Here is a 22841-nt window from a genome sequence, read left to right as displayed (position 1 = left end):
ATGACTCAGAGCGATCGTTTAACCCCACTCTGTAGCCAGAAGTGACTACGGTAGGGCGCTCAGGCCGGTGAATGGAGTGCAATGATAAGGCCGCTCATGGGATGGCAGTTCGGTGATCCGACATGACTCTGACCCAGTATGTGAAGGTGCTGCGGCAGCACTGGCTGATCGTCGTGATCCTCACGGCCCTCGGCCTGGCCGCAGCGATCGGCTGGACCAGCCGGCAGACGCCGATGTACCAGGCACAGACCCAGGTCTTCGTCTCGGTGCAGGGCCAGGGTGGTGGTGACGACGCGCTGAGCGAGCTCTCCCAGAGCAGCACCTTCAGCCAGCAGCGGGTGAAGTCGTACGCCAGCATGGCGACCACCAGCACCGTCACCGATCCCGTGATCCGCGACCTGCGGCTGCCCTACAAGGCCGCCGGGCTGGCCGCCAAGATCGAGGCCAGCCCGCAGCTGGACACCGTGCTGATCGACATCACCGCCACCGACGCCGATCCGCAGGTGGCTGCGGCGATCGCCAACTCCACCGCCGGCCACCTGCAGACCGCGGTGAACGACCTGGAGTCGAACGGCGGCCGTAATCCCTCGACGGTGATGCTGACCGTGACCCGGCCGGCCCTGGCTCCTACCGAGCCGGTCTCGCCGCGGGTACCGCTGAACATCGCCCTGGGTCTGCTGCTGGGCCTGGGCCTGGGAGTCGGCGCAGCCGTGCTGCGCGACCAGCTCAACACCACGCTGCGCGGCAGTTCCGACATCGAGCAGCTCACCGGGTCGGTGCCGCTGGGCGTGGTGCCGTTCGACGCCGCGGCGCCGAAACAGCCGCTGGTCACCGCCGACGCGTTCGGCGGGCGGGCCGAGGCCTTCCGCACGCTGCGCACCAACCTGCAGTTCGCCGACGTGGACCACCCGCCGCGGGTGATCGCGGTGACCTCGGCGCTGCCGGACGAGGGCAAGACCACCACGGCCTGCAACATCGCACTGATCCTGGCCCAGAGCGGCGCCCGGGTGGTGCTGGTCGAGGGTGACCTGCGCAAGCCTGCGGTGGGCAAGTACCTGGGCATCAGCAACGCGGTCGGGCTGACCAACGTGCTCGCCGGCCAGCACAGCCTGCGCGACGTGGTGGTCGGTTACGAGCGGGACCTGCTGGCCGTGCTGCCGTCCGGGCCCACTCCCCCGAACCCCTCGGAGCTGCTGGGCTCGCAGCAGATGCGGCACCTGCTGGACACCCTGGCCGAGCATTACGACGTGGTGGTGGTGGACGCCCCGCCGCTGCTGCCGGTCACCGATGCTGCGCTGATCGCCACCGCGGCCGACGGCGCGATCCTGGTGATCCGGCACGGCCGCAGCCGCCGGGAAGAGGCGGAGCGGGCGTTGAAGGCGCTGGAGGCGGTGAGCGCCAAGGTGCTGGGTACGGTGCTGAACTTCGCGCCGCGCAAGAAGGGGCGCAACGGGTACCAGGGGTACGGGTACGGCTACGGTCAGCCCCCGGCCCCCACACCTGCCCCGGCTGTGTCCTCGTCCTCGTCTGAGGCTGTGTTTGCTTCGGAGCTGGCCTCGGAGAAGAAGTCCCGGCGGGGGCGGCGGGAGAAGGCGGCGGCTGGGCCGGATCCGGTCTCGCCAGCTCCGGGTTCGTCGGCTCCGGGTTCGTCGGCTCCGGGTTCGTCGGCTCGGATCGTGCTTCCGGATGCCGCTGCGGCTTCGCTTCCGCTGGACCCGATTGAGGGTGATTCCCGTCCGGGTGACGGGATTTCGGTGAGCGGACCGGGGCGGGCCGATGGTTCGGGCGGCGGTGTTCAGGGGCCGGCCTTCGGGGGTGCGGCTTCGCGGGGTTCTGGTGGGCCGGGCTCCGGGAGCTTCGGGGCTGCAGCTTCGCAGGGTTCTGGTGAGCCGGGCTCCGGGGTTACTACTTCGCGGGGTTCTGGTGGGCCGAGCGCCGGGGGCTTGGGGGCTACGGCTTCGCGAGGTTCCGGTGGACCGGGTTCCGGGGGCTTCGGGGCTACTGCTTCGCGAGGTTCCGGTGAGCCGGGCTCCGGGAGCTTCGGGACTACTGCTTCGCGAGGCGCCGGTGAGCCGGGCTCCGGGAGCTTCGGGACTACTGCTTCGCGAGGTTCTGGTGAGCCGGGCTCCGGCGGTTTCGGAGCTGCGGCTTCCCCGGGCTCCGGTGGGCCTGGGCCCGGTGGATTCGGGACGGGTGGGCTGGGCCTGGGTGGGCCCGGTTCTGGTTCTGGTGGGTCGGCCTTGAGTGGGCCGGCGGCGGCCAGTGGTCCGGCTGCTCTTGGTTCCTCGGCTTCTTCAGCGCGGGATTTCGGGCGCGGGCCGAGTCCTGACTCTTCTGGGTCCGCGGGCTCGGTGCCGGACCTGGGCCGGGCTCCGATCGCCGGCTCCCCCAACACCCGGACGAGCGCTGCTGAAGCTCTTGGAACGGGCGGGATCTCGGTGTTCGGCGGACTGTCCTCGTCCGGGCCGCTGCCGGTGGTGACCACCACCACAGCAGACGAGCTGACCGTGATCTCTCGCACCGAAGGCCTCGAAGTCTCGCACACGATCGACCTGGAATACGTTGCCCATCAGGTTCTTTCGCAGCGCCAGCCGGATCGCCTCGAGGTACATCACCATCCGGATCCGAACGACCCAGCCGCCGATCCCGCCCAGCGCCGGGCCCGACTGCGCACCGGGGATGTTCCGGAAGAGCTTCGCCTGCAACCACTTCGCCAGGACGTGGCCGATCCGGAAGAGGCCGCTGGACCGCCGGCCGACCAGGACTGGCCAGCGCCGGACACGGCTCCCTCGGGTCTTCAACTCGCCGACATCCAGGCGGCCGTAGATGCCTCGAGCGGGACTCAAGCCGCGGCTGGAGCAACGCATGAGGACTGGGCCGGGGCTCGCCCTGGACCGGGCGACCACGCCGGCCAAGGCCGCTTCGGTGCCGTAGCCGAGCCGGTCGAGCAGGCCGGGGACCCCCTCCCCCGGAGGACAGGCCGAGCTGGGGCCGGCGGCGGAGCTGGTGCTGGCGCTTGGACGGATACTCGTCCGACCGCCAAGCCGGGCTTCTCCACCGGCAACGCGGCTGCGGGCCCGCGGTCCGCCGAGCAGGCGTTTCCGCAGGCCGGCTGGTCGCAGGGGGCGTGGTTCGCACCAGAACCGGATGCCGAACCGTCCGAACCCCAGACCGAGTCGCAGGCCAGGCCCCAGACTGAGTCGCAGGCCGGGCCTCGGGCCGAGCAGGCTGAGGCCTGGTCCGAACCGGTGCTCGCGGACGAGGGTGGACACTCCCCCGAGCCCAGCGCCTCGGTACCGCCGCAGCCGTCCGGACCCGCGCCCGCCCGATCGCGCAATCGGCCCGGCCCGGCGACGGACGAGTTCGAGGAGATCCCGCCACTGCTGGTGGATCTTTCCGCACCGGACCTCGACCTGCTGGAGGACGAGCGCGAACTGCTCATCCCCCCGCAGGCCGTGATGCCGCACGTGCCTACCGGAGTTCCCCGGCACCACCGCTCCCGACGCTCGATCTGAGACCGCCCGAAAGGGCGAAAGCTCCACAAATGCGGTGCGGCATCCAGTGCCGCACCGCATTTTTCGTGCTCGCGACTGGTTGCGTGGGCGAACCACTCGGCGATTGGCTGAGCCTGGCCTGAGAAGCCTTGTGTCACAAACCGGATTCGCCCTTCCCCGCCGCGTTTGCCACCCCTAGGATGGCCGGAACAGGCGGAGCCCAGGCTCCGGTCGTATCGGCTCACTGAAGAGCGCGCCGGTCAAGGCCGGGCGCATTCGGGCAACCGCAGAACGTCGAAAGCGGAAACTCGGGAGGAGCGACGTGAACGCTGTGTTCGGGGCCCTTCTGGCGCTCGCCGCGTCTGTCCTTTACGTCACCAACCTGCTGCTCGGCGACTACACCCTGCTCTGGCTGCCCTCGCTGCTGATGGTCGCGGGCCTGGCCCTACTGCTGCGCAACCGCCGCGACGACGAGATCGACCTGGCCGAGGCCACGTCGTGCGGCACCTGCCGGGGCGCGGGCACGGTCTACACCGCGGAGTGGAACGACTGGCGCCGTTCCGGCCCGGTCGGCAGCATCCGCGAGCTGTGCCCCTCCTGCGAGGGCATCAGCTAGAAGTCAGCTGGTCTTCTGGCGCAGGCGGGCACGGTCGCGGCGCAGCGCCGGCCCGCGGAACAGCAAGGGAGCACACAGGTCTTCCACCGCGGCCTGCAGCCGGGCGAACACCTGCGGATGCCGACCGCCGCGGTGCGGGTCGGGCAGTTCGTCTTCGTCATCGGCCGTCGGACCAGCCAGTGCCCGCGGCGCCGAGCCCCGGTTCGCGTCCAGTTCCTCGACCAGCCAGAGCAGGCGGTCGGCCAGGTCCACGTCGCGCGGCGGAGTCCGGCCGGAAGCCGCCAGCCACTGCGCGGTCCGGGCGGCGTGCAGCAGAGTGAAGGTGCGCACCTGGGCCGAGGGCCGCATCTCGATCACCCGTCCGCGCTGAGCCTGCGAGGCGGTGAGAATCATCGTCGCGGCCCGGATGTCCGCGACTTCCAGCTGCCGGGACTCGTGCGCCCGCACCAGCCCGCCGTGGGTCTCCACCCAGGATCCCGAGAAGTCGCAGATACCTGCGCCGGTGACCGAACGCGTCCCTCTGCTCGAGAACTCGACCGCCCCGCCCAGGCGACCGGCGAGCAGACGCTCGGCGGCGGGCGACCGGCAGATGTTGGCGGTGCAGACCAGCAACACCTTCGGGCCCATGAGCTCCGCCCTCCCGATCACTGCCGAAGCCGGCGCACCGAATCGTTATCTTGATCCACTGCGACGGTCAGAAACGCCCTGACCACGGCATTGAGGCTTAGGGTAAGCGAGAGACTACTCCAAGTAGGGTATTCGCGGGCCGAGATCCACCTCACCACTCCACCGGCGGTGGCGAGGCGCCATGCCGCCCCGCCCGATGCGTGCCAGACTTCCCGACATGGCACAGTCTCCGACTTCGCAGAGCCCCCTCGAAGCGAGCACCGGCCCGCTGTCCAGTACCGACATCGTCGTGACGTCCACCGTGAAGCCGGTTGACTCCGATGTCCTGGCCAAGGTGGGGAACGGCGCCTACTACAACCCGCACTCGGTGCTCGGCGCTCATCCGTACGGCGGGCGGGTCACCGTGCGCACGCTGCGGCCGCTGGCCGCCGAGGTCGCGGTGGTCACGGACGACGGCGAACGGCACCCGCTCACCCATGAGCAGGATGGCATCTGGGTCGGCGTGCTCGAGCGGTCCACCGTGGGCGACTACCGGATCGCGGTGCGGTACGAGGCCGACGAACTCGTCCTGGACGAGCCGTACCGTTTCCTGCCCAGCCTGGGCGAGATCGACCTGCACCTGATCGCCGAGGGCCGGCACGAGGAACTGTGGCGGGCGCTGGGCGCCCACCCGCGCCGCTTCCCCGGTCTGATCGGCGATGTAGAGGGCACCTCGTTCGCGGTCTGGGCGCCGAATGCCCAGGCGGTGCGCCTGGTTTCGGACGCCAATGCCTGGGACGGGCGCGCGCACTCGATGCGTAGCCTGGGCGGCTCCGGCATCTGGGAACTGTTCGTGCCGGGCCTGGGCGTGGGCACCCGCTACAAGTACGAGATCCTCGGCCGGGACGGGCACTGGCGGCAGAAGGCCGACCCGATGGCCTTCGCCACCGAGGTCCCGCCGCAGACCGCCTCGATCGTCACCGAGTCCCGCTACGAGTGGCAGGACGCGCAGTGGATGGGCGAGCGCGCGCAGCACGAGGCGCTGACCCGGCCGCAGAGCACCTACGAGGTGCACCTGGGCTCCTGGCGGCAGGGCCTGTCGTACCTCGAACTGGCCGACCAGCTGGTGGGTTACGTGCAGGACATGGGCTTCACCCACGTGGAGTTCCTGCCGGTGGCCGAGCACCCGTTCGGCGGTTCGTGGGGCTACCAGGTCAGCGGCTACTACGCGCCCACCTCGCGGTTCGGCACCCCGGACGAGTTCCGGCACCTGGTCGACCGGCTGCACCAGGCCGGGATCGGCGTGATCATGGACTGGGTGCCCGCGCACTTCCCGAAGGACGAGTTCGCCCTGGCCAAGTTCGACGGCCAGCCGCTGTACGAGCACGGCGACCCGCACCGCGGCGAGCACCCCGAGTGGGGCACGCTGATCTTCGACTTCGGCCGGACCGAGGTGCGCAACTTCCTGGTCGCCAACGCGCTGTACTGGCTGGAGGAGTTCCACATCGACGGCCTGCGGGTGGACGCGGTGGCCTCGATGCTCTACCTGGACTACTCGCGTGAGGCCGGGCAGTGGACGCCGAACAAGTACGGCGGCCGGGAGAACCTGGAGGCGGTGGCCTTCCTGCAGGAGGTCAACGCGACGGCCTACAAGCGGCACCCGGGCGTGCTGATGATCGCCGAGGAGTCGACCGCGTGGCCGGGCGTCACCCGGCCCACCCACCTGGGCGGCCTGGGCTTCGGGCACAAGTGGAACATGGGCTGGATGCACGACTCGCTGGGCTACGTGCAGAAGGACCCGGTGTACCGGCAGTACCACCACCACCAGATGACGTTCTCGCTGATGTACGCCTACAGCGAGCATTTCGTGCTGCCGATCAGCCACGACGAGGTGGTGCACGGCAAGGGCTCGCTGCTGGGCAAGATGCCGGGCGACCGCTGGCAGCAGCTCGCCAACGTGCGCGCCTACCTGGCCTTCATGTGGTCGCACCCGGGCAAGCAACTGCTGTTCATGGGCTCCGAGCTGGGCATGGACCGGGAGTGGTCGGAGGAGCGCAGCCTGGACTGGTGGCTGGAGGACACGCCCTGGCACGCCGGGGTGCAGCAGCTGGTGCGCGACCTGAACCGAATCTACAAGGACCAGCCGGCGCTCTGGCAGGCCGACAGCGACCCGGCCGGCTTCCAGTGGATCGACGCGAACGACAACCAGCAGAACACCTTCTCGTTCATCCGCCGCGACGCGGCCGGCAACCCGCTGGTGGCGGTGGTCAACTTCTCCACCGAGCCGCACGAGGGCTACCACCTCGGGGTGCCCTCCGGCGGGCGCTGGCTGGAGCTGCTGAACACCGACGCCGAGCACTACGGCGGTTCCGGGGTGGGCAACCTGGGCGCGGTCGAGGCCGTGCCGACCCCCTGGCACGGCCAGCCGTCGTCGGTCACGCTGCGGGTACCGCCGCTGGGCATGGTCTGGCTGGTACCGGAGTCCTCACCCGAGGCCGGCTGGAACGCCGGTGAGCCGGCCCACGAGGTGCACCACGAGTCCGGCCCCGGCTTCACCCCGCCGGCCGGATCAGCCGAGGGCTGAACCGCGGGTCCTGTCCGGATCGAGGGGTTGGTGGATACGCTCGGGCGATGACGTCCGGTATCGACATCGAGCAGCTCAACCCCTCGATCAGGCCGCAGGACGACCTGTTCCGGCACGTGAACGGGAGGTGGCTGGAAACCGCGGAGATCCCCGCGGACAAGTCGGTCTACGGCACCTTCCACCGGCTGCGGGACGAGGCCGAGGCCCAGTTACGGGTGATCGTGGAGAAGGCGGCCGATGCAGCCGCCACCGCCGAGCCCGGCAGCGAGGCGCAGAAGGTCGGCGACCTGTACGCCAGCTTCCTCGACGAAGCCACGATCGAGCGCCTCGGCACCGCCCCGATCACCGCCGACCTGGCGCTGATCGAGGAGATCACCAACCTGGCCGGCCTGGTCAACGCCTTCGGGGTGCTGGAGCGGGCCGGCAGCGGCGCCCCGTTCGGCTACTTCGTCAACAACGACGCGATGGCCTCCGACCGCTACGTCATGTACCTCACCCAGGGCGGGCTCAGCCTGCCCGACGAGTCCTACTACCGTGAGGACACGTTCGCCGAGATCCGCACCGAGTTCCTCGCCCACGTCGCCCGCCTGCTGGTCAAGGCCGGGATCACCGACGAGGCCGGGGCGGCGGACGCGGCGCAGCGGGTGATGGCGCTGGAGACCCGGCTCTCGGGTTCACACTGGGACCGGGTGACCAACCGGGACGCCACCAAGACCTACAACAAGATGGACCGCAAGGCCCTGGAAGAGCTGATCCCGGAGTTCGACTGGACCGCCTGGATCGACGCGCTGAACGTGCCGCAGAGCGCCTTCGACGAGGTCGTGGTGCGCCAGCCGAGCTTCTTCACGGCGCTGGGCAAGGCGCTGTCCGAGGTCCCGATCGCCGACTGGAAGACCTGGCTGACCTGGCGCACCCTGCACGGCTCGGCCTCGCTGCTGAACGCCGAGCTGGTCCAGGAGAACTTCGACTTCTACGGCCGGACCCTGACCGGCGCCACCCAGCTGCGCGAGCGCTGGAAGCGGGGCGTGTCGATGGTCGAGGGCTCGCTCGGTGAGGCCGTGGGCAAGCTCTACGTGGAGGAGCACTTCTCCCCCGCCGCCAAGGCCCGGATGGTCGAGCTGGTGGCGAACCTGGTCGAGGCCTACCGGCAGAGCATCACCAAGCTGGACTGGATGAGTCAGGACACCCGGGTCCGGGCGCTGGAGAAGCTGGACAGCTTCACCCCCAAGATCGGGTACCCGGACAAGTGGCGCGACTACTCCAGCCTGGAGATCAAGCCGGGCGACCTGGTCGGCAACGTGCGCCGCGCCGGTGACTACGAGATCGCCCGGGAGATCGAGAAACTCGGCAAGCCGGTGGACCGCGACGAGTGGTTCATGACCCCGCAGACGGTCAACGCGTACTACAACCCGCTGATGAACGAGATCGTCTTCCCGGCCGCGATCCTGCAGCCGCCGTTCTTCGACGCCGAGGCCGACGACGCCGCCAACTACGGGGCGATCGGCGCGGTGATCGGGCACGAGATCGGGCACGGGTTCGACGACCAGGGCTCCAAGTACGACGGTTCCGGCAACCTGAACGACTGGTGGACGGACGCCGACCGGGCCGAGTTCGACAAGCGCACCAAGGCCCTGATCGAGCAGTACGACGCACTGGAGCCCCGGCAGACCCCGGGGCACAAGGTCAACGGCGCGCTCACGGTCGGCGAGAACATCGGTGACCTGGGCGGGCTTTCGATCGCCTACACCGCCTACCGGATCGCGCTGGACGGCGCCGAGCCCGCGGAGCTGGACGGCCTGACCGGCTGGCAGCGGTTCTTCGTCTCGTGGGCCCAGGGCTGGCGCAGCAAGGGCCGCGACACCGAGGTGATCCGCCGGCTCGCGCTCGACCCGCACTCCCCCGAGGAGTTCCGCTGCAACGCCGTGGTCAGCAACATCGACGAGTTCCACGCGGCGTTCGGGCTGAAGGAGGGCGACGGGCTCTGGCTGGACGAGGCCAAGCGCGTGCGCATCTGGTGATCCCGAACTGAGAAAGCCCGGCCAACTCATCTGTTGGCCGGGCTTTTTCGTTGACCTCGATCAGCGGCCGAGCTGGCGCGGGATCCACGGACGACGTCCGGCCCGGCGGCGCGAGGGGTGGTTGGCCGTCGGGTCGGTGCGCACGTCTCGCACCTCACCGCCGGCCAGCTCGGTACGCCCGGTCGGTTCGGTTTCGTTTGCCTTGGAAGGGCTTTCGTCAATCAGGGACGCGTCCGGTCCCGGACCGCCGTCGGCCGCCGGGCGAGCGATCAGCGGGATCTCCAGATCCGGATCGCACTGCTCGTCAAGAGCTTCCGGATCCAGATCGCCGAATTCCGGCGCGTAGTAGTGCGGCCCGGCCGCCAGCATGCTGAGCGCCTCCATCTCGGCCTCCAGCCGCTGCTCGAACCCGGAGTTCACCCCGACCACGGCGCTGAGCAACGGCATCGGCAGGCCGATCTCCTCGGCGAAGCCCAGGAAGCCCTGGGTGTCGCCGGGCAGCTGATTGCCGCCGTACGGGGCTCCGCCCCAGATCCCGTACTCCGGGTTCAGCGAGCCGTCGGCCGAGGTCGCCACGGTGCCGGCCACCTCGTCCGGGTCCAGGCCGAGCCGGTCGCAGACCCGCCAGATCTCGTTCCAGAAGCTGATCTTCGTGGCGTTGAACAGGCTGTGCGCGCACTTGATCATCTCGGCCTCGGCCGGGTCGTCGAGCAGCCGCATCTGCCCGCCCGGCGGCACGATCGGGTTCAGCACGTCGCGCAGCGCATTGACCACCCGCTCGCTGTCCGAGCCGATCACGGTCAACGGCGGGCGCACCGTCTCCAGGGCGTGCCGGCCGACCCGCCCGGCGCTGGAGCGGGTGTCGAAGTGCGGGCTGGCGGCGATGCCGAAACCGGTACCTTCACGCCGGCCGGAGTGCAGCTCGACCAGCGGGCGGACCAGGTCCCGGGTGGTGCCGGGGGGCACGGTGGAACGCACCACCACGGTGTGCGGGCAGTCGGCGTGGGCCATCGCCCGGCCGATCGCCTCCGCCCCGGCCGCGACATCGGCCAGGTGATGCCGGCCGGCCACCACCCGGGTCGGGGTGCACAGGAAGATGAACGACTCCGGCTCCCCGGACAGGTCCAGGTCGCGGCGGGCGTCCAGACCCTCGTTGACCAGAACCGCCACCCGGCGCGGATCGGTGTCGACGAAGGTGACCCGGTGCCCGGCATGCCCGAGCGCCCGGCCGGTAGCCGCGCCCACCGCTCCGGCACCCACGATGAAGATGCGCGACATAGGGCCCCCTCCAGCCGGGCCGAAGCCCGCGAACACGACAACCAGTGACATCGAGTCACCGTGTGTTGTCATTCAACCCCGTCGGGCCGCCTTCGGACAGGCGGCCGGGCCCGGCTGCGGCCAGAATCCGGCGAACGGACGGCGCACTCCTCGCCCGCTCGCCACAGGCGGCCGCGACGCCGGTCGGATCCCCACCACGAACGTCCCAGAACAACGAACGGTGCCGGGCCTCCCAAAGAGGCCGACACCGTCCGTTGTTCGAAATCGCTTTAGAACAGCGCGTTCGCCAGCGCGATCCGGGCCTTGCCGACCCGCGGGTCCTCCTTGCCGACCACCTCGAACAGCTCGACCAGGTGCTGGCGGACCTTGTCCCGGTCCTCGCCCGAGGTGACCCGGACCGTGTCGATCAGCCGGCCGAACGCGTCCTCGATGTGACCGCCCAGCACGTCCAGGTCGGCCACCACGATCTGCGCTTCCGGATCGGCGGGGTTCTGCGCGGCGGCCGCCCGGGCCTCGTTCAGATCCACCCCGGCGGTGCGCTTCATCAGCTGCACCTGGGCCAGACCGACCTTGGCCAGGTCGTCGGCCGGGTTCTCCTTCAGCGCCTGCTGGTAGGCCGCGATGGCCGTGTCCAGGTCGTCCTGCTCGATCGCGTCGTAGGCGGCCTGGTGCAGCGGCGGCAGCGGTTCCTCCTCCGGCTCCTCCTCGCCCTCACCCGCGGGCTCGGCGGCCAGCCGGCCGGTGACCCCGTTCGCCTGGGCCACCCGCATCAGCTCGTCGAACACCGCGCGCACCTGGGCGTCCGGCTGGGCGCCCTGGAACAGCGGGATCGGCTGGCCCTTGAGCACCGCGAACACGCTCGGGATCGACTGCACCTGGAAGGCCTGGGCGATCTGCGGGTTGGCGTCCACGTCGATCTTCGCCAGCAGCAACCGGCCGCCGTACTCCGCGGCCAGCGACTCCAGCAGCGGTGAGAGCTGCTTGCAGGGCTCGCACCAGGTGGCCCAGAAGTCCAGGACCACCGGCACGCTCTGCGACTGCTGCATCACGTCGGTCGCGAAAGTGGCGTCCGTCGTGTCGATGACGAAAGAACCCGGCGCTGCCGCCGGGCCGTTCGAGGCGCCGCCACCGGCGCCGGAGGGCGCGGGCCGCGCGGCCAGTGCCCCGAGGTCCACCGCACCGCGCAGGTTGAGCGAGGGCCTGCCTGCGCCTGCTCGCATCCCCGGCTGGTTCGTCATCGAGGGTTCCTTTCTCCGTGCCCCGACACCTGAGTCATTACTTCACCACGGCCTTGACGTCGCCCTTGGCGGCGGCGACGACGCGGATCCGTTCCTTCGAATCCTGGGCCGGGACGTGCAGCACCACAACCTCCACCGCGGAACGGCTGAAGGACTCGTCGAACTTCAGCTCGTCCTCCTCCCCGGCGAGCGCGGCCAGATCCGCGTCGCGGACCTTGACCTCACCGGAGTCGGGTTTCACCTTCACCGTGTAAGTCTGTCGTAACTGCCCGATCACCAGAGCACCGCCGTCGTCGGTGCGCATCGCCAGCGGGGTCTCGTCCACCGCGGTGTGCCGGCTGCTCACCGTCGCCACCTGCTCCAGATCGTCCGTGTCGGCCGCGAGCTGCTGCAGCAACTGGTCGCTGTACTCGCTGCGGCGGAAGTTCTCGGCGTCGCTGCCGCGGCCCTTGCCGTTGAGATAACCGGCGAACCGCACGATCGCTTCCTTGGGCGTCAGCAGCAGCCCGCTCGCGTCCTCGGCCAGCACCGACGCGTCCTGGGTGGCGTCCGGCAGGCTGGCGCCGGGCAGCATCATCGCCTCGGCCCACAGGCTGTACGGGTCGCGGGCGGTGTCCGAACGCAGCACCCGGACCAGGTACGTGGAGGCACTCTCGCTGCGCCCCACCGCCAGGAAGAACCGGGGCCAGGTGACGCTGCGGGGCACGATCAGCGCTTCGCGGGTGACCTCGTCCGGCGCCTCGATCTTGCGCTCGCGCCGGGCCGCGACCCGGGCCCGGGCCAGCGCCAGCATCAGGTACGGGCCGCTCAGCCGGGCGTCGGCGGTCTCGGACGTGTCCTTGGCGCTGACTCCGGCGGCCACGGCCTGATCGACCGCGTCGAGGATCGAGACGGCCTGGCCGGAGTCCACCACCGGGTAGGCCTGGGGGTCGGCCTGCGGCGCGGTGACCACCAGGGCCTCCTGGCCGCAACCGGCCACCACGAGCGGGGTCAGCAGCAGGCCGAGCGCGGTGCGACGGCGGATCATGACGGCCTCCGGTTGCGGGCCCTGAGCAGGAAAAGGCCGATCAGCCCGGCCCCGAGCAGGACCGCGCCCACGGCGATCCAGACCGGCGCCCGGTTCACCGGCTCCTGGCCGGACCAGGTCAGGGTGACGTCCTGGGGGGCGGGGCCGGTGCCGTCGGTCGCGATCACCATCCGCCACTGCCCTTCGGCCGGCTCGGGCCAGGTGAGCTCGGCCGAACCCTGCCCCAGCACGCTGACCTTCCAGACGTCGGCGCCGGCCGGGTCGAGCACCTCGGCGGTGTCACTGCCGGCGGTCTCGGTGATCAGCCTGTTCTCCTGATCCCGGTCGAGGCCGACGATCCGGTCGCTGGCCGCCTCGCCCAGATAGGCGTCCACGTCCGAGGCCCGGCCGATCCCGATGAACACCGGATCGCTGCCGGCTCCCTGAACCTGGATCTGCAGCCGGGGCCCGGCCATTTCCAGAGCGCCGACCTCGGTGGTGAGGAACTTCTGCGAGTTCGCGCCGAGCTTGCCCACCACCACATCGCTGGGTGCCCAGACCGTGGCCTTCAGACCGCCGACGACCAGGACGACGACACCGGCCAGGGCGATCAGGGCGGCAGCACCGACGCTGAGCTTCTGGATCAGGCGGCCCGGCTGCTTCCGTTCCGGCTGGGGGTTGATGCCGGTGGGCGCGGTTTCCGGTGCACTGATGGGGGACGTTTGCGGGCCACCGGGTTGGTCGGCGACGGTGTCTTCGGTGGTGACGCCAGGGAGGCTGATCGCGCCGGTCTCGTAGAGCTTGCGCTCCCGGCGAGAGGCGAAAACCGGTTTCTCCGGCACATCTTGGTCTGCTGGCGGCGCCTCGGTGGCGTGGCTGGCCGAAGCCGATGGGGGACGCGGGTCCGCCTGGCTCACGTTGGTGGCGGCTGGCTCCGGCCGGGCGATGGGCGCGGTGTCCGGCCGGTTCGCGGACCAGGGCTTGCGCTTGGCGATGGCGAGCTGATCATTGCGCTCCGCCTCAAGAGGCGCCGAGTCCGAGGCCGTTCCTGAAGGCTTGGGTTCGGTGGCGGCCCGGCCTGGTGCTTCTTCTGCATCGGGGGAAGCCGGTTCGGCGGGCTTGCGCTCCAAAGCGGCTGCGGCCTGGCGATGGACAGCTCCGGCTGCCGTACCACCCATGGTCCTGCGCGCGGTGGTTGGCGCCGGTCCGGCCTGGGTCCCGTCTTCTGGGGACGCACCTTTAGGGGCCTCGCCGCTCGCAGGCTCGGCATCCGCTGACCTATCCGAGCCACCAACGTCTTTGCCCGGCTTGTCGGGTTCGGGAGCGGTACTGCCTTCTGGCTCGCCAGTTTCGGCGTCCGCCTTGGGATTTTCGGGCCGGCTCGGGCCGTCGGTGGCCTTCGCGTCCGCCGGGGCCTCAGCGCCGTTGTGACCGGCGGTCTCGGGCGCAGCCGTTTTCTCTTCGCTCTGACCCGAGCCACCTTCGTCATCGGACTCGGCCGGGGCGGCGTCATGAGCGACCGAGAGTTCCTCGGCGGGGTTGGGTGCAGTCTCGGTGCCGATTCTTGGACCGGCCGCGGGCAGGCCGGAGGGATTGGTGTGGCTGTCTGACATGGGCGCTCCGGATCAGTCGGTCGGCACCGGCGCTACGCCGGTGGCCGGGCCGTCCTGGCCTTGGGAGGTGCCGGGCAGGCCTGCGCGCGCCTCGAGGGCTGCCTCGAGCCGGTCGACCTTGGCGTCCATCTCGCCGGCGTACCCGGGGCGGATGTCGGCCTTGAGCACCAGCGAGACCCGGTTGCCGTGCCGGCCCACCGCTTCGCAGGCACGTTTGATCACGTCCATGCACTCGTCCCAGTCACCCTCGATGGTGGTGAACATGGAATCCGTGTGGTTGGGCAGACCGGAGGAACGGACGACGGCAACTGCATCGGCCACCGCCGCGGACACCGATTCGCCGGCCCCACTGGGCGCGACCGAGAACGCGAACAACACGCGGTCCACCCTAGCCGCAGTTGCCCGGCAAACATTTCGCCTCCATAACAAGAGGCAGCTGAACTGCGATGATGTCGTGCCGCGCGGAGCCGTCGGGCAGCGGCTGAGGATGCTGATGATCACTGCGTCGCTAGGCTCTGCGTCACGACAGGCGCCGCTCACGGCGGACGCCTGGCAAGGTCGACGGAACGGCCGCGGAAGGGCAGGCACGCCAGATGGCACTTCGCTTCAATCCGCCGCCCGGATGGCCCGCGCCGCCCGAGGGCTGGGACCCACCGGAAGGCTGGCAGCCGGATCCGGCGTGGCCGGCCGCGCCTCAGGGCTGGCTGTTCTGGGTGCCGGAAGAAGTGGTCAGCCGCAGTGAAGAGCCGGCAACCGCAGACCCGGTGATCTGGGCCGGAGACGCTGCGCCGCCGACCCAGAGCACCGCCGGGGACGCTTCGCAGCCGACCCGGAGCACTGCCGCGCAGGCCACGCCGAAGGTGTACTGGAGCAGCCCGAATCCGCCGGCCGCCTGGGCCTCGCCGCAGCCCGGCCCAACCGCCCCAGACTCAGCCGCCTCGCCAGCTCAATCTGCCCAGCCCCTCGAGGCTCAGCTCGGTGGACCGGCCCAGCCACCCACGAACCGCACCGGCCGATCCCCCGGGACCGCAGCCGTCCCCGATCAGCTCTTCGCCGGCATCACCAAAATCCTTGGCCAGACCGGATTCCGGACCAGCCAGTGGATCGCTCTGAGCGCAGCGCTGGCGGTCGCACTGGGCTCCGTGCTGCCCTTCGTCAGCTACCAGGAGGCCGGGTTCCTGCTCACCTGGCAGGTCCGGCCGGCTGTCCTGGTTCTGTCGTTCCTGTTCGGCATGCTGCTCGGGCTGCTGGTGGTGCTCACCCGCCGGAGCCGGCTGCGCCCGACCGCCGGCCTGACCCTGCTCGGGCTGAGCCTGCTGGGGTTCTTCGGCTACCTGCTGTTCACGGTGATCGGCCTGACCAGCGGGATGGAGACGTCGGCCGGGCCGTTCGGGACGCGGACCGTGCACTGGTCGCCGAACATCGGCATCGTGCTGTGCATGGTGGGCACCGCGGTCACGGCGTTCCAGTCAGTCCCGCTCCTGCGCGAGCCGACCGAACGCGAACTCGGCTGAGCGCGTTCGCCGACCAACAACGTCCGTAAGCAAAAACCCGGCTAGGACAGGCCCTACCTACGGACCCGCACGATCAGGGCGTCGCCCTGCCCTCCCCCGCCGCAAAGCGCCGCTACCCCCACTCCGCCACCCCGACGTCCCAACTCAAGAGCCAGGTGCAGCACCACACGCGCGCCGGACATCCCGATCGGGTGCCCAGTGGCGATCGCACCCCCGTTGACATTCACCCGCGACGGATCAAGGCCCAGCTCCCGGGTGGAAGCCAGACCCACCGCGGCGAAGGCTTCGTTGATCTCCACCAGGTCGAGGGCGTCTACGGTCAGCCCTTCGCGCGCTAGGGCGGCCCGGATGGCGTTGGCCGGCTGGGACTGCAGCGTGGAGTCCGGGCCGGCGACCTGTCCGTGCGCGCCGATCTCGGCAATCCAGGTGAGGCCCAGGGCCTCCGCTTTGGTGCGGGACATGACCACCACAGCGGCAGCCCCGTCGGAGATGGGCGAGGACGAACCGGCGGTGATCGTGCCGTCCTTACGGAAGGCCGGACGCAGACGCGCCAGCAGTTCCAGCGACGTGTCGGGCCGGACTCCCTCATCGGTGGCGAAGATCAGGGGGTCGCCCTTTCGCTGCGGGATCGGCACCGGGACGATCTCGTCGTCGAACACCCCGTTCTTGGCCGCCAGGGCCGCCTTGCGGTGTGAGTCCACCGCGAACGCGTCCATCTCCTCCCGGCTGAACGAGCGGTCGTCCACGTTGGCCGCCTCGGTCAGCGCGCCCATCGCCTGATCCGTCCAGGCGTCGTACAGACCGTCCAGCTCCATGTGGTCCTTGAGCGTCGCATCGCCGTACTTGAAGCCTTCCCGGCTGCCGAGCAGTAGGTGCGGCGCCCGCGTCATCGACTCCATCCCGCCGGCCACCACGATCTCGACCTCGCCGGCCCGGATCAGCGCATCGGCGGTGGCGATCGCGTTCAGGCCGGACAAGCAGAGCTTGTTGACGGTGATTGCCGGCACGGTCATCGGGATCCCGGCCTGGGCCGCGGCGATCCGGGCCGGGCCCTGGCCGACCCCGGCCTGCAGCACCTGGCCCATGATCACGTAATCCACCAGCGCCGGATCCAGCTGGGCCTTCTCCAGCGCACCCCGGATCGCGATCGCCCCCAGCTCCGGGGCGCTGAAGTCCTTCAGCGAGCCCAGCAGGCGGCCCATCGGGGTACGCGCTCCGGCAACAATCACGGTCTGGTCGGTCACGGCAACCTCGCTCGGGCTCGACTCGCGGACGTGCGTCCAACTTAACAAGTGCGGCGGGGAGGGAATCTGCTCTACTCACGGTTGGCCGAAAGACCTGCAATCTCTTGCAGTACTGCACTGGCACTGCACCTCGCAGTGCCCCCGAGAACCGGAGACCACCCTGCCCGAGGGCCACACCATCCACCGGCTCGCCCGCGATCTGGACCAGCTCTTCACCGGCTCGCTGGTGCGGGCCAGCGCGCTGCAGGACAAGTTCGCGGCCGGGGTCGCCCTGCTCGACGGCGGCACGATCACCAGCACCGATGCCTGGGGTAAGCACCTTTTCGTGCACGTGAGCCCGAGTGGGGACCGGGAGCCGGTCTGGCTGCACGTCCACCTCGGCCTCTACGGGAAGTTCCAGCACGGCCGCGGCGAGCCGGCCGCTCCCTGGGGCGCGCTGCGGCTGCGGTTGGAGAGCGAACAGGGCTGGGCCGACCTGCGTGGGGCTACCGCTTGCGAGCTTTTGGACGAGGTGGCCCGGCAGCAGGTCATCGGCCGGTTGGGTGCCGATCCCCTGCGCAGGAACAGTGATCCGGAGCAGCCCTGGGCCCGGATCAGCCGGTCCCGGACGGCGATCGGCGCGCTACTGATGGATCAGGCCGTCGTGGCCGGCATCGGCAACGTCTACCGGGCCGAGATCCTGTTCCGGCACGGCATCGACCCGCATCGCCCGGGCCGCGAAGTGAGCTTCGAGCAATGGCAGGAACTCTGGTCGGACCTGCAGGTACTCATGCGCGCCGGAGTGCGCAGCGGCAAGATCATCACCACGCGGCCGGACGACCGGCCCCGCGGCCGCCGTACCGCCGCGACCGTTCGGCGCGAGGATTCGCACTACGTCTACCGGCGGGCCGGGCAGCCGTGCCGGCAGTGCGGAACGCCGGTGGCCACGCAGGAGATGGTGGCCCGCAACCTGTACTGGTGTCCCAAGGACCAGCCGTCGTGAAGACCAGGTGGCGCGGGTCACACCAGCACCCGGTCCGAGACCGGGACCCGCGCCTAGGCTGGCGGCCATGACCTCGGTACCGGCCGGCCTGTTCACCGCCATCGACCACGTCGGGGTGGCCGTGCCCGACCTGGACGCGGCCCTCGCCTACTACCGCGACGTGCTGGGGCTGCACGAGGTCCATCGCGAGGTCAACCAGGAACAAGGGGTCATCGAGGCGATGCTGGCCGTGGGCGATTCCGACTCGCGGATCCAGCTTCTCGCGCCGCTGGACGAGAACTCGACGATCGCCCGGTTCATCGGCCGGTCCGGGCCCGGCCTGCAGCAGATCGCCTATCGCGTGGAGGACCTGGACGAGGTCTGCGCGACGCTGCGGGAGCGGGGCGCCCGCCTGCTGTACGAGGAGCCCAGGCGCGGGACGGCCGGCAGCCGGGTCAACTTCATCCACCCCAAGAGCGCCGGTGGCGTTCTGATCGAACTGGTCGAACCGGCAGCAAGGCCCTGAACCGGATCAGAACGCGCTGACCTGCGGATCTGGCCGGTTACCGATCAGGCGTCGAATCGGCGACGAAACGGCAAACTCGTCTGCGTTCGCGTCAAGACTTGGTTACATGCCCCGAAATCGCGGTTGCAATCCGTGGATGACCTTGAAACGCACCGTACGATCACTCTTCGCGGAGTCCGCCACCTATCGAGCGAACAGGCTGCATTTTGACGCTTCTGGCCACCTTCCCCCCAGGCGCGGTCGGAGTACGCTGCCTGGCACCGGGTGAAGGGCTCGGCGTTCGCGGCGTGACGGGGCGCGAGCAGACGCACGGACAATCACGAGGCACACAGGAACGTCTAGGCCCGGGCGGCGGGCCGTCAGGGAGGACTGAGTAGTGGCCGGCGAACAGAGCCCCCATGGATTCCAGATCGTCATGCGTGGTTTCGACCGCGCGCAGGTGGAGGAGAGAATCGCCTCCCTGGAGTCCTCCCTGCGTGATGCCAGATCCCGGGTCGAGGAACTCGACACCCGGGCGCTGAAACTCTCCGGTGAGGTCGCCGAGTCCCACCGGCAGCTGCGGGAGGTCGAGCGCCCGTCGTACAGCGGCCTCGGTTCCCGGATCGAGCAGCTGCTACGGCTGGCCGAGGAGCAGGCCAGCGACGTGATCGCGGCCGCCACCAAGGAGGCCGAGGAAGCGGTCGCCCAGGCCCGGGTCGAGGCGGCCCAGCACCGGGCGGCGGCCCAGAACGAGGCGGCCGAGACCACGGCGGTGGCCCAGCGGGAGACCGCGGAGCTGCGCCGCACGGCCACCGGTGAGGCCGAGGACATCGTCGCCACGGCGACCCGCAAGTCCGACGAGATGCTGGCCGTGGCCGAGCGCGAGGCCTCGAAGCTGAAGTCGGTCACCGAGCACGAGACGTCGGAGAAGCGCACCAACGTCGACCGCGAGCTGGCCCGGCTGCGCACCACGGCCGAGCGTGAGGTCACCGAGCTGCGGGCGGCCACCAAGCGGGACACCGACGAGGCTCGCGGGCACGCCAAGCGCGACGCCGAGGAGCTGCGCTCCACCGCCAAGCGGGAGTCCGAGGAGATGCGCGCGGCCGCGGCCGCGGCTCTGGAGGAGGCCCGCAGCCGGGCCGAGCAGATGAGCACCGACCTCGAGGTCAAGCTGGCGGCCCGGCGGGAAGAGGCCGAGCGCCTCGACGCCGAGCGGCACGAGCAGGCGGTCGCCCAGTCCACCCAGCTGGTGTCCGAGGCCGAGCAGCGCGCCGCGGCCGCCGAGACCCGCGCCGGGAAGGCCGTGGCCCAGGCCGAAGCGGTGCGGCGCGACGCCGACGAGCACGCCAAGACGCTGGTCGGCAACGCCCGGCGCAACGCCGACCAGGTGATGGCCGAGGCCCGGGCGCACGCCGACAAGGTGCTGTCCGAGGCGAAGGGCGAGGCCGACCGCAACCGCCGGGCCGCCCAGCGCCAGGTGGACGAACTGATCCGCCAGCGCGACAGCATCACCGGCCACCTGGACCAGCTGCGGGCGCTGCTCGGCAACAGCATGCCGATGAACGTGGGCACGCTGAACCAGGCGGCCCAGGCCGCCGCGCACAACCCGCAGGACGAGCCGCACGACGGCGGCCAGGACGGTGAGCAGCGCACCATCGTGCTGCCGGACGCCGCCCCCGCAGGCTCCAAGCGCTAAACCTCTACTCGCAGGCGCCGTCCGGTTACTTACCGGGCGGCGTTTCCGGGTTTGGGCAACAATGCCCAAACCCCCGCTTACCTGCCCCAGAACGGAGCCCTGCGCTGTGTCCCAGCAGTCGGACCCCGAAGAGCCCTCGAGCCTAGGGTCCTCCCCCGAGCCCGCGCCGATCGCCGAGCCCACCCCCGAGCACCCGGCCGGTGAACCCGACCCGCAGGCCGATCCTCAGGGCGAGGAGCGGCGGCTCAAGGGCGATCCGCGCTTCGGCCGGCCCGGACCGCCGATCAACCGCAACGGCCCGTTCTACTTCGGCTTCGTGGCCACCATCGGCGCACTGCTGGCCTGGCAGCTGATGAAGGTGGTCGCCGACCTGTCGCAGACCATCACCCTGGTGGTGATCGCGGCGTTCCTGGCGGTCGGCCTGGACCCGGTGGTGCGCTTCCTGCAGCGCCGCGGGCTGGGCCGGGGCTGGTCGGTGGCCATCGTCTTCCTCGGCGTGCTGGGGATCTTCGGCGGTTTCGCCGCGGTGGTCATCCCGGACATGGTCGAGCAGGCCAGCGAGCTGATCGAATCCGCGCCCGACCAGGTCGACAACCTCACCCGCACGCCCTGGATCAACGAGCTGAACGCCGAGTACGGCGTGGTGGACAACCTCAGCCAGCAGATCCGCGACCGGGCCAGCAGCGGCGACACCGTGATGCAGGTGTTCGGCGGGGTGCTGGGCGCCGGCCGGGCCGTGCTGTCCGGCCTGGCCAGCACCTTCACCGTGCTGATCCTGACCCTGTACTTCCTGGCCTCGCTGAACTCGATCGCCGAGGCGGGCTACCGGCTGGTGCCGCGGACCCGGCGTGACCGGGTGCGCCGGCTGGGCGACGAGATCCTCAAACGGATCGGTGGTTACGTGGCCGGGCAGGTCACGATCGCCACCATCAACGGGGTGCTGAGCTACGTGATGATGCTGGTCCTGGGCATCCCGTACGCCGCGGTGCTGGCCTTCGTGGTGGGCCTGCTGGGCCTGATCCCGCTGGTCGGTGCCACCATCGGGGCGATTCTGGTGGTGCTGGTGGGGCTGTTCCAGTCGGTCCAGATCGCCGTGATCGCGGCCGTGTACTACCTGGTCTACCAGCAGCTGGAGAACTATCTGATCGCGCCGCGGATCATGTCCCGCACGGTGGCCGTGCCGGGTGCGGTGGCGCTGATCGCGGCCTTCGGCGGCGGGGCGCTGCTGGGTGTGCTGGGCGCCCTGATCGCGATCCCGATCGCCGCTGCGATCCTGCTGATCATCCAGGAAGTCGTGATCCCCCGGCAGGAGCGGGCATGACCCGGGTACTGCACATCGCCCTGGCCCAGGACTGGGCCGCGGCGGTGGCCGCCGGAAGCTACTCGATCTCCACCCGCGGCGTCACCCTGGAGCAGGAGGGCTTCATCCACTGCTCGACCCCGGCCCAGGCCGTGGGTGTGTACCAGCGCTTCTACGCCGACCTGCCGGCCGGCGAACTACGGCTGCTGGTGGTGGACGAGCAACTGTGCGCGCAGCAGGGCACCGAGATGAGGTGGGACGACGTGCCGGGTGCGGACCAGCCGTTCCCGCACTTCTACGGCCCGATCCCGACCGCGGCCGTGGTGGCGGTGCTGGAGTTCACCGGCCCGCAGGTGCCCGAAGTGTCTTAAGCGGCGGGCACCGCGGTCAGCATGTCCCGCAGCTTGGCCAGGCCACGGTGCGCGTTGCTGCGCACCGTGACCTCGGAACACTTCATCAGCACGGCGATCTCGCTGTCCGGCAGGCCTTCGTAGTGCCGCAGCACCAGCACCGCGCGCTGCTTGGCCGGCAGCTTGCGCAACAGGGCGATCAACTGGTCGCGTTCGGCCCGGTTCTGCGCGCCGTCGGTCGAGGGGGTGTCCAGCACCAGCACCGAGTCGGTGGTGCGCTCGCGCCGGGCGGCCCGCCGGAAGAACGAGGTGCAGGCGTTGACCACCATCCGGCGCACGTACGCGTCCACGTCGTTGGCCGCGCTGACCCGGTGCCACTGCAGCAGCGCCCGGCCCAGCACGTCCTGCACCACGTCCTCGGCCAGGTACGGGTCGCGCAGCAGACCGCGGGCCAGGCGCACCAGGCTCGGGCCGCGGGTGGCCACGAACTCCTCGAAGACCAGCGGGGCGGGCATCTCGTGCTCGGTCACCGGCGTGGCCGCGGGAACGGGGACAGCATCGTCTGCCGAAGCGTCGACAGGCTGCTGCACAACCACATTCCCCTCGCAGGACTCACCGTTCACCGAACCGCGCCCCCATGAACCGGCCTTGGCCGCCGCATCCGCGCAATTGGGCGCCAGCCTAACCGGACCTTGAGACTTTCTGTGCAAGGAGCTAGCCGTAGGTACGGATTCAGCATCCAGTTTCCCGACCCATGTCACTCACCGTAGCAACCATCGAAGAACCGGTCACCACCGACGACCGGACCCTCCGGAGAG

Annotated in this window: 18 protein-coding genes; 10 read left to right on the top strand and 8 right to left on the bottom strand. The window is 70.3% G+C overall.

What is annotated here, in order from left to right; all coding sequences use genetic code 11:
- The first annotated feature begins 122 nt into the window (after positions 1-122).
- Positions 123-3515, top strand: a complete 3393-nt coding sequence (locus LR394_RS04120) for a polysaccharide biosynthesis tyrosine autokinase (RefSeq protein WP_231438997.1) — start codon at positions 123-125, stop codon at positions 3513-3515.
- A gap of 301 nt (positions 3516-3816) precedes the next feature.
- Positions 3817-4110 (top strand): hypothetical protein, encoded by a 294-nt coding sequence (locus LR394_RS04115; RefSeq protein ID WP_231438996.1) that lies wholly within the window; start codon positions 3817-3819, stop codon positions 4108-4110.
- 3 nt (positions 4111-4113) lie between these two features.
- Here LR394_RS04115 and LR394_RS04110 read toward each other — a convergent pair whose 3' ends face one another.
- Positions 4114-4737, bottom strand: a complete 624-nt coding sequence (locus LR394_RS04110) for an arsenate reductase/protein-tyrosine-phosphatase family protein (RefSeq protein ID WP_231438995.1) — start codon at positions 4735-4737, stop codon at positions 4114-4116.
- Between the two features lie 217 nt (positions 4738-4954).
- Here LR394_RS04110 and glgB point away from each other — a divergent pair, with 217 nt between their 5' ends.
- Both glgB and LR394_RS04100 read left to right on the top strand, forming a co-directional pair.
- Entirely contained in the window at positions 4955-7300 is a 2346-nt protein-coding gene (gene glgB / locus LR394_RS04105; protein WP_231438994.1) for a 1,4-alpha-glucan branching protein GlgB, read from the top strand.
- Positions 7301-7347: 47 nt separating this feature from the next.
- The gene (locus tag LR394_RS04100) at positions 7348-9318 is read left to right on the top strand and encodes a M13 family metallopeptidase (RefSeq protein ID WP_231438993.1); all 1971 of its coding nucleotides are present in this window, start codon (positions 7348-7350) and stop codon (positions 9316-9318) included.
- Positions 9319-9378: 60 nt separating this feature from the next.
- Here LR394_RS04100 and LR394_RS04095 read toward each other — a convergent pair whose 3' ends face one another.
- The 5 genes from LR394_RS04095 to LR394_RS04075 all read right to left on the bottom strand — a co-directional run bounded on the left by LR394_RS04095 (position 9379) and on the right by LR394_RS04075 (position 14831).
- Positions 9379-10596, bottom strand: coding sequence for a 2-dehydropantoate 2-reductase N-terminal domain-containing protein (locus LR394_RS04095; RefSeq protein ID WP_231438992.1), 1218 nt, complete (start codon positions 10594-10596; stop codon positions 9379-9381).
- Positions 10597-10865: 269 nt separating this feature from the next.
- Positions 10866-11834: a tetratricopeptide repeat protein gene (locus LR394_RS04090; RefSeq protein ID WP_231438991.1), complete on the bottom strand. Its 969-nt coding sequence runs from the start codon at positions 11832-11834 to the stop codon at positions 10866-10868.
- 37 nt (positions 11835-11871) lie between these two features.
- Positions 11872-12861, bottom strand: coding sequence for a hypothetical protein (locus LR394_RS04085; protein WP_231438990.1), 990 nt, complete (start codon positions 12859-12861; stop codon positions 11872-11874).
- Entirely contained in the window at positions 12858-14453 is a 1596-nt protein-coding gene (locus LR394_RS04080) for a hypothetical protein (RefSeq protein WP_231438989.1), read from the bottom strand. Before LR394_RS04080 ends, LR394_RS04085 begins: the two co-directional genes overlap by 4 nt.
- 12 nt (positions 14454-14465) lie before the next feature.
- On the bottom strand, positions 14466-14831 hold the full coding sequence (locus LR394_RS04075) for a thiamine-binding protein (protein ID WP_231438988.1): 366 nt from the start codon (positions 14829-14831) through the stop codon (positions 14466-14468).
- Positions 14832-15046: 215 nt separating this feature from the next.
- On the opposite strand from LR394_RS04075, the gene LR394_RS04070 reads away from it, so the two are divergent.
- The gene (locus LR394_RS04070; protein ID WP_231438987.1) at positions 15047-15967 is read left to right on the top strand and encodes a hypothetical protein; all 921 of its coding nucleotides are present in this window, start codon (positions 15047-15049) and stop codon (positions 15965-15967) included.
- 53 nt (positions 15968-16020) lie between these two features.
- Here LR394_RS04070 and LR394_RS04065 read toward each other — a convergent pair whose 3' ends face one another.
- A complete protein-coding gene (locus LR394_RS04065) occupies positions 16021-17211 on the bottom strand; it encodes an acetyl-CoA C-acetyltransferase (RefSeq protein ID WP_231438986.1) in 1191 nt (396 codons plus the stop codon).
- Positions 17212-17371: 160 nt separating this feature from the next.
- Here LR394_RS04065 and LR394_RS04060 point away from each other — a divergent pair, with 160 nt between their 5' ends.
- From LR394_RS04060 to LR394_RS04040, 5 genes are all read left to right on the top strand, one after another.
- The gene (locus LR394_RS04060) at positions 17372-18193 is read left to right on the top strand and encodes an Fpg/Nei family DNA glycosylase (protein WP_407936980.1); all 822 of its coding nucleotides are present in this window, start codon (positions 17372-17374) and stop codon (positions 18191-18193) included.
- A 67-nt stretch (positions 18194-18260) separates the two neighbouring features.
- Positions 18261-18698 (top strand): methylmalonyl-CoA epimerase, encoded by a 438-nt coding sequence (gene mce, locus LR394_RS04055; protein WP_231438984.1) that lies wholly within the window; start codon positions 18261-18263, stop codon positions 18696-18698.
- 376 nt (positions 18699-19074) lie between these two features.
- Entirely contained in the window at positions 19075-20373 is a 1299-nt protein-coding gene (locus LR394_RS04050; protein WP_231438983.1) for a coiled-coil domain-containing protein, read from the top strand.
- Between the two features lie 106 nt (positions 20374-20479).
- Positions 20480-21694, top strand: a complete 1215-nt coding sequence (locus LR394_RS04045) for an AI-2E family transporter (RefSeq protein ID WP_231438982.1) — start codon at positions 20480-20482, stop codon at positions 21692-21694.
- The gene (locus LR394_RS04040) at positions 21691-22044 is read left to right on the top strand and encodes a DUF952 domain-containing protein (RefSeq protein WP_231438981.1); all 354 of its coding nucleotides are present in this window, start codon (positions 21691-21693) and stop codon (positions 22042-22044) included. Before LR394_RS04045 ends, LR394_RS04040 begins: the two co-directional genes overlap by 4 nt.
- On the opposite strand, the gene LR394_RS04035 is transcribed toward LR394_RS04040, so the two are convergent.
- The gene (locus LR394_RS04035; RefSeq protein ID WP_231438980.1) at positions 22041-22613 is read right to left on the bottom strand and encodes a SigE family RNA polymerase sigma factor; all 573 of its coding nucleotides are present in this window, start codon (positions 22611-22613) and stop codon (positions 22041-22043) included. The genes LR394_RS04040 and LR394_RS04035 overlap by 4 nt on opposite strands.
- Positions 22614-22841: the final 228 nt, after the last annotated feature.

Origin of the sequence: Kineosporia babensis (genome assembly GCF_021129305.1) — a bacterium.
GTDB lineage: Bacteria > Actinomycetota > Actinomycetes > Actinomycetales > Kineosporiaceae > Kineosporia > Kineosporia babensis.
Note: the sequence above shows the minus strand (reverse complement) of the source record. Positions and strands in the feature narration are given on the sequence as shown.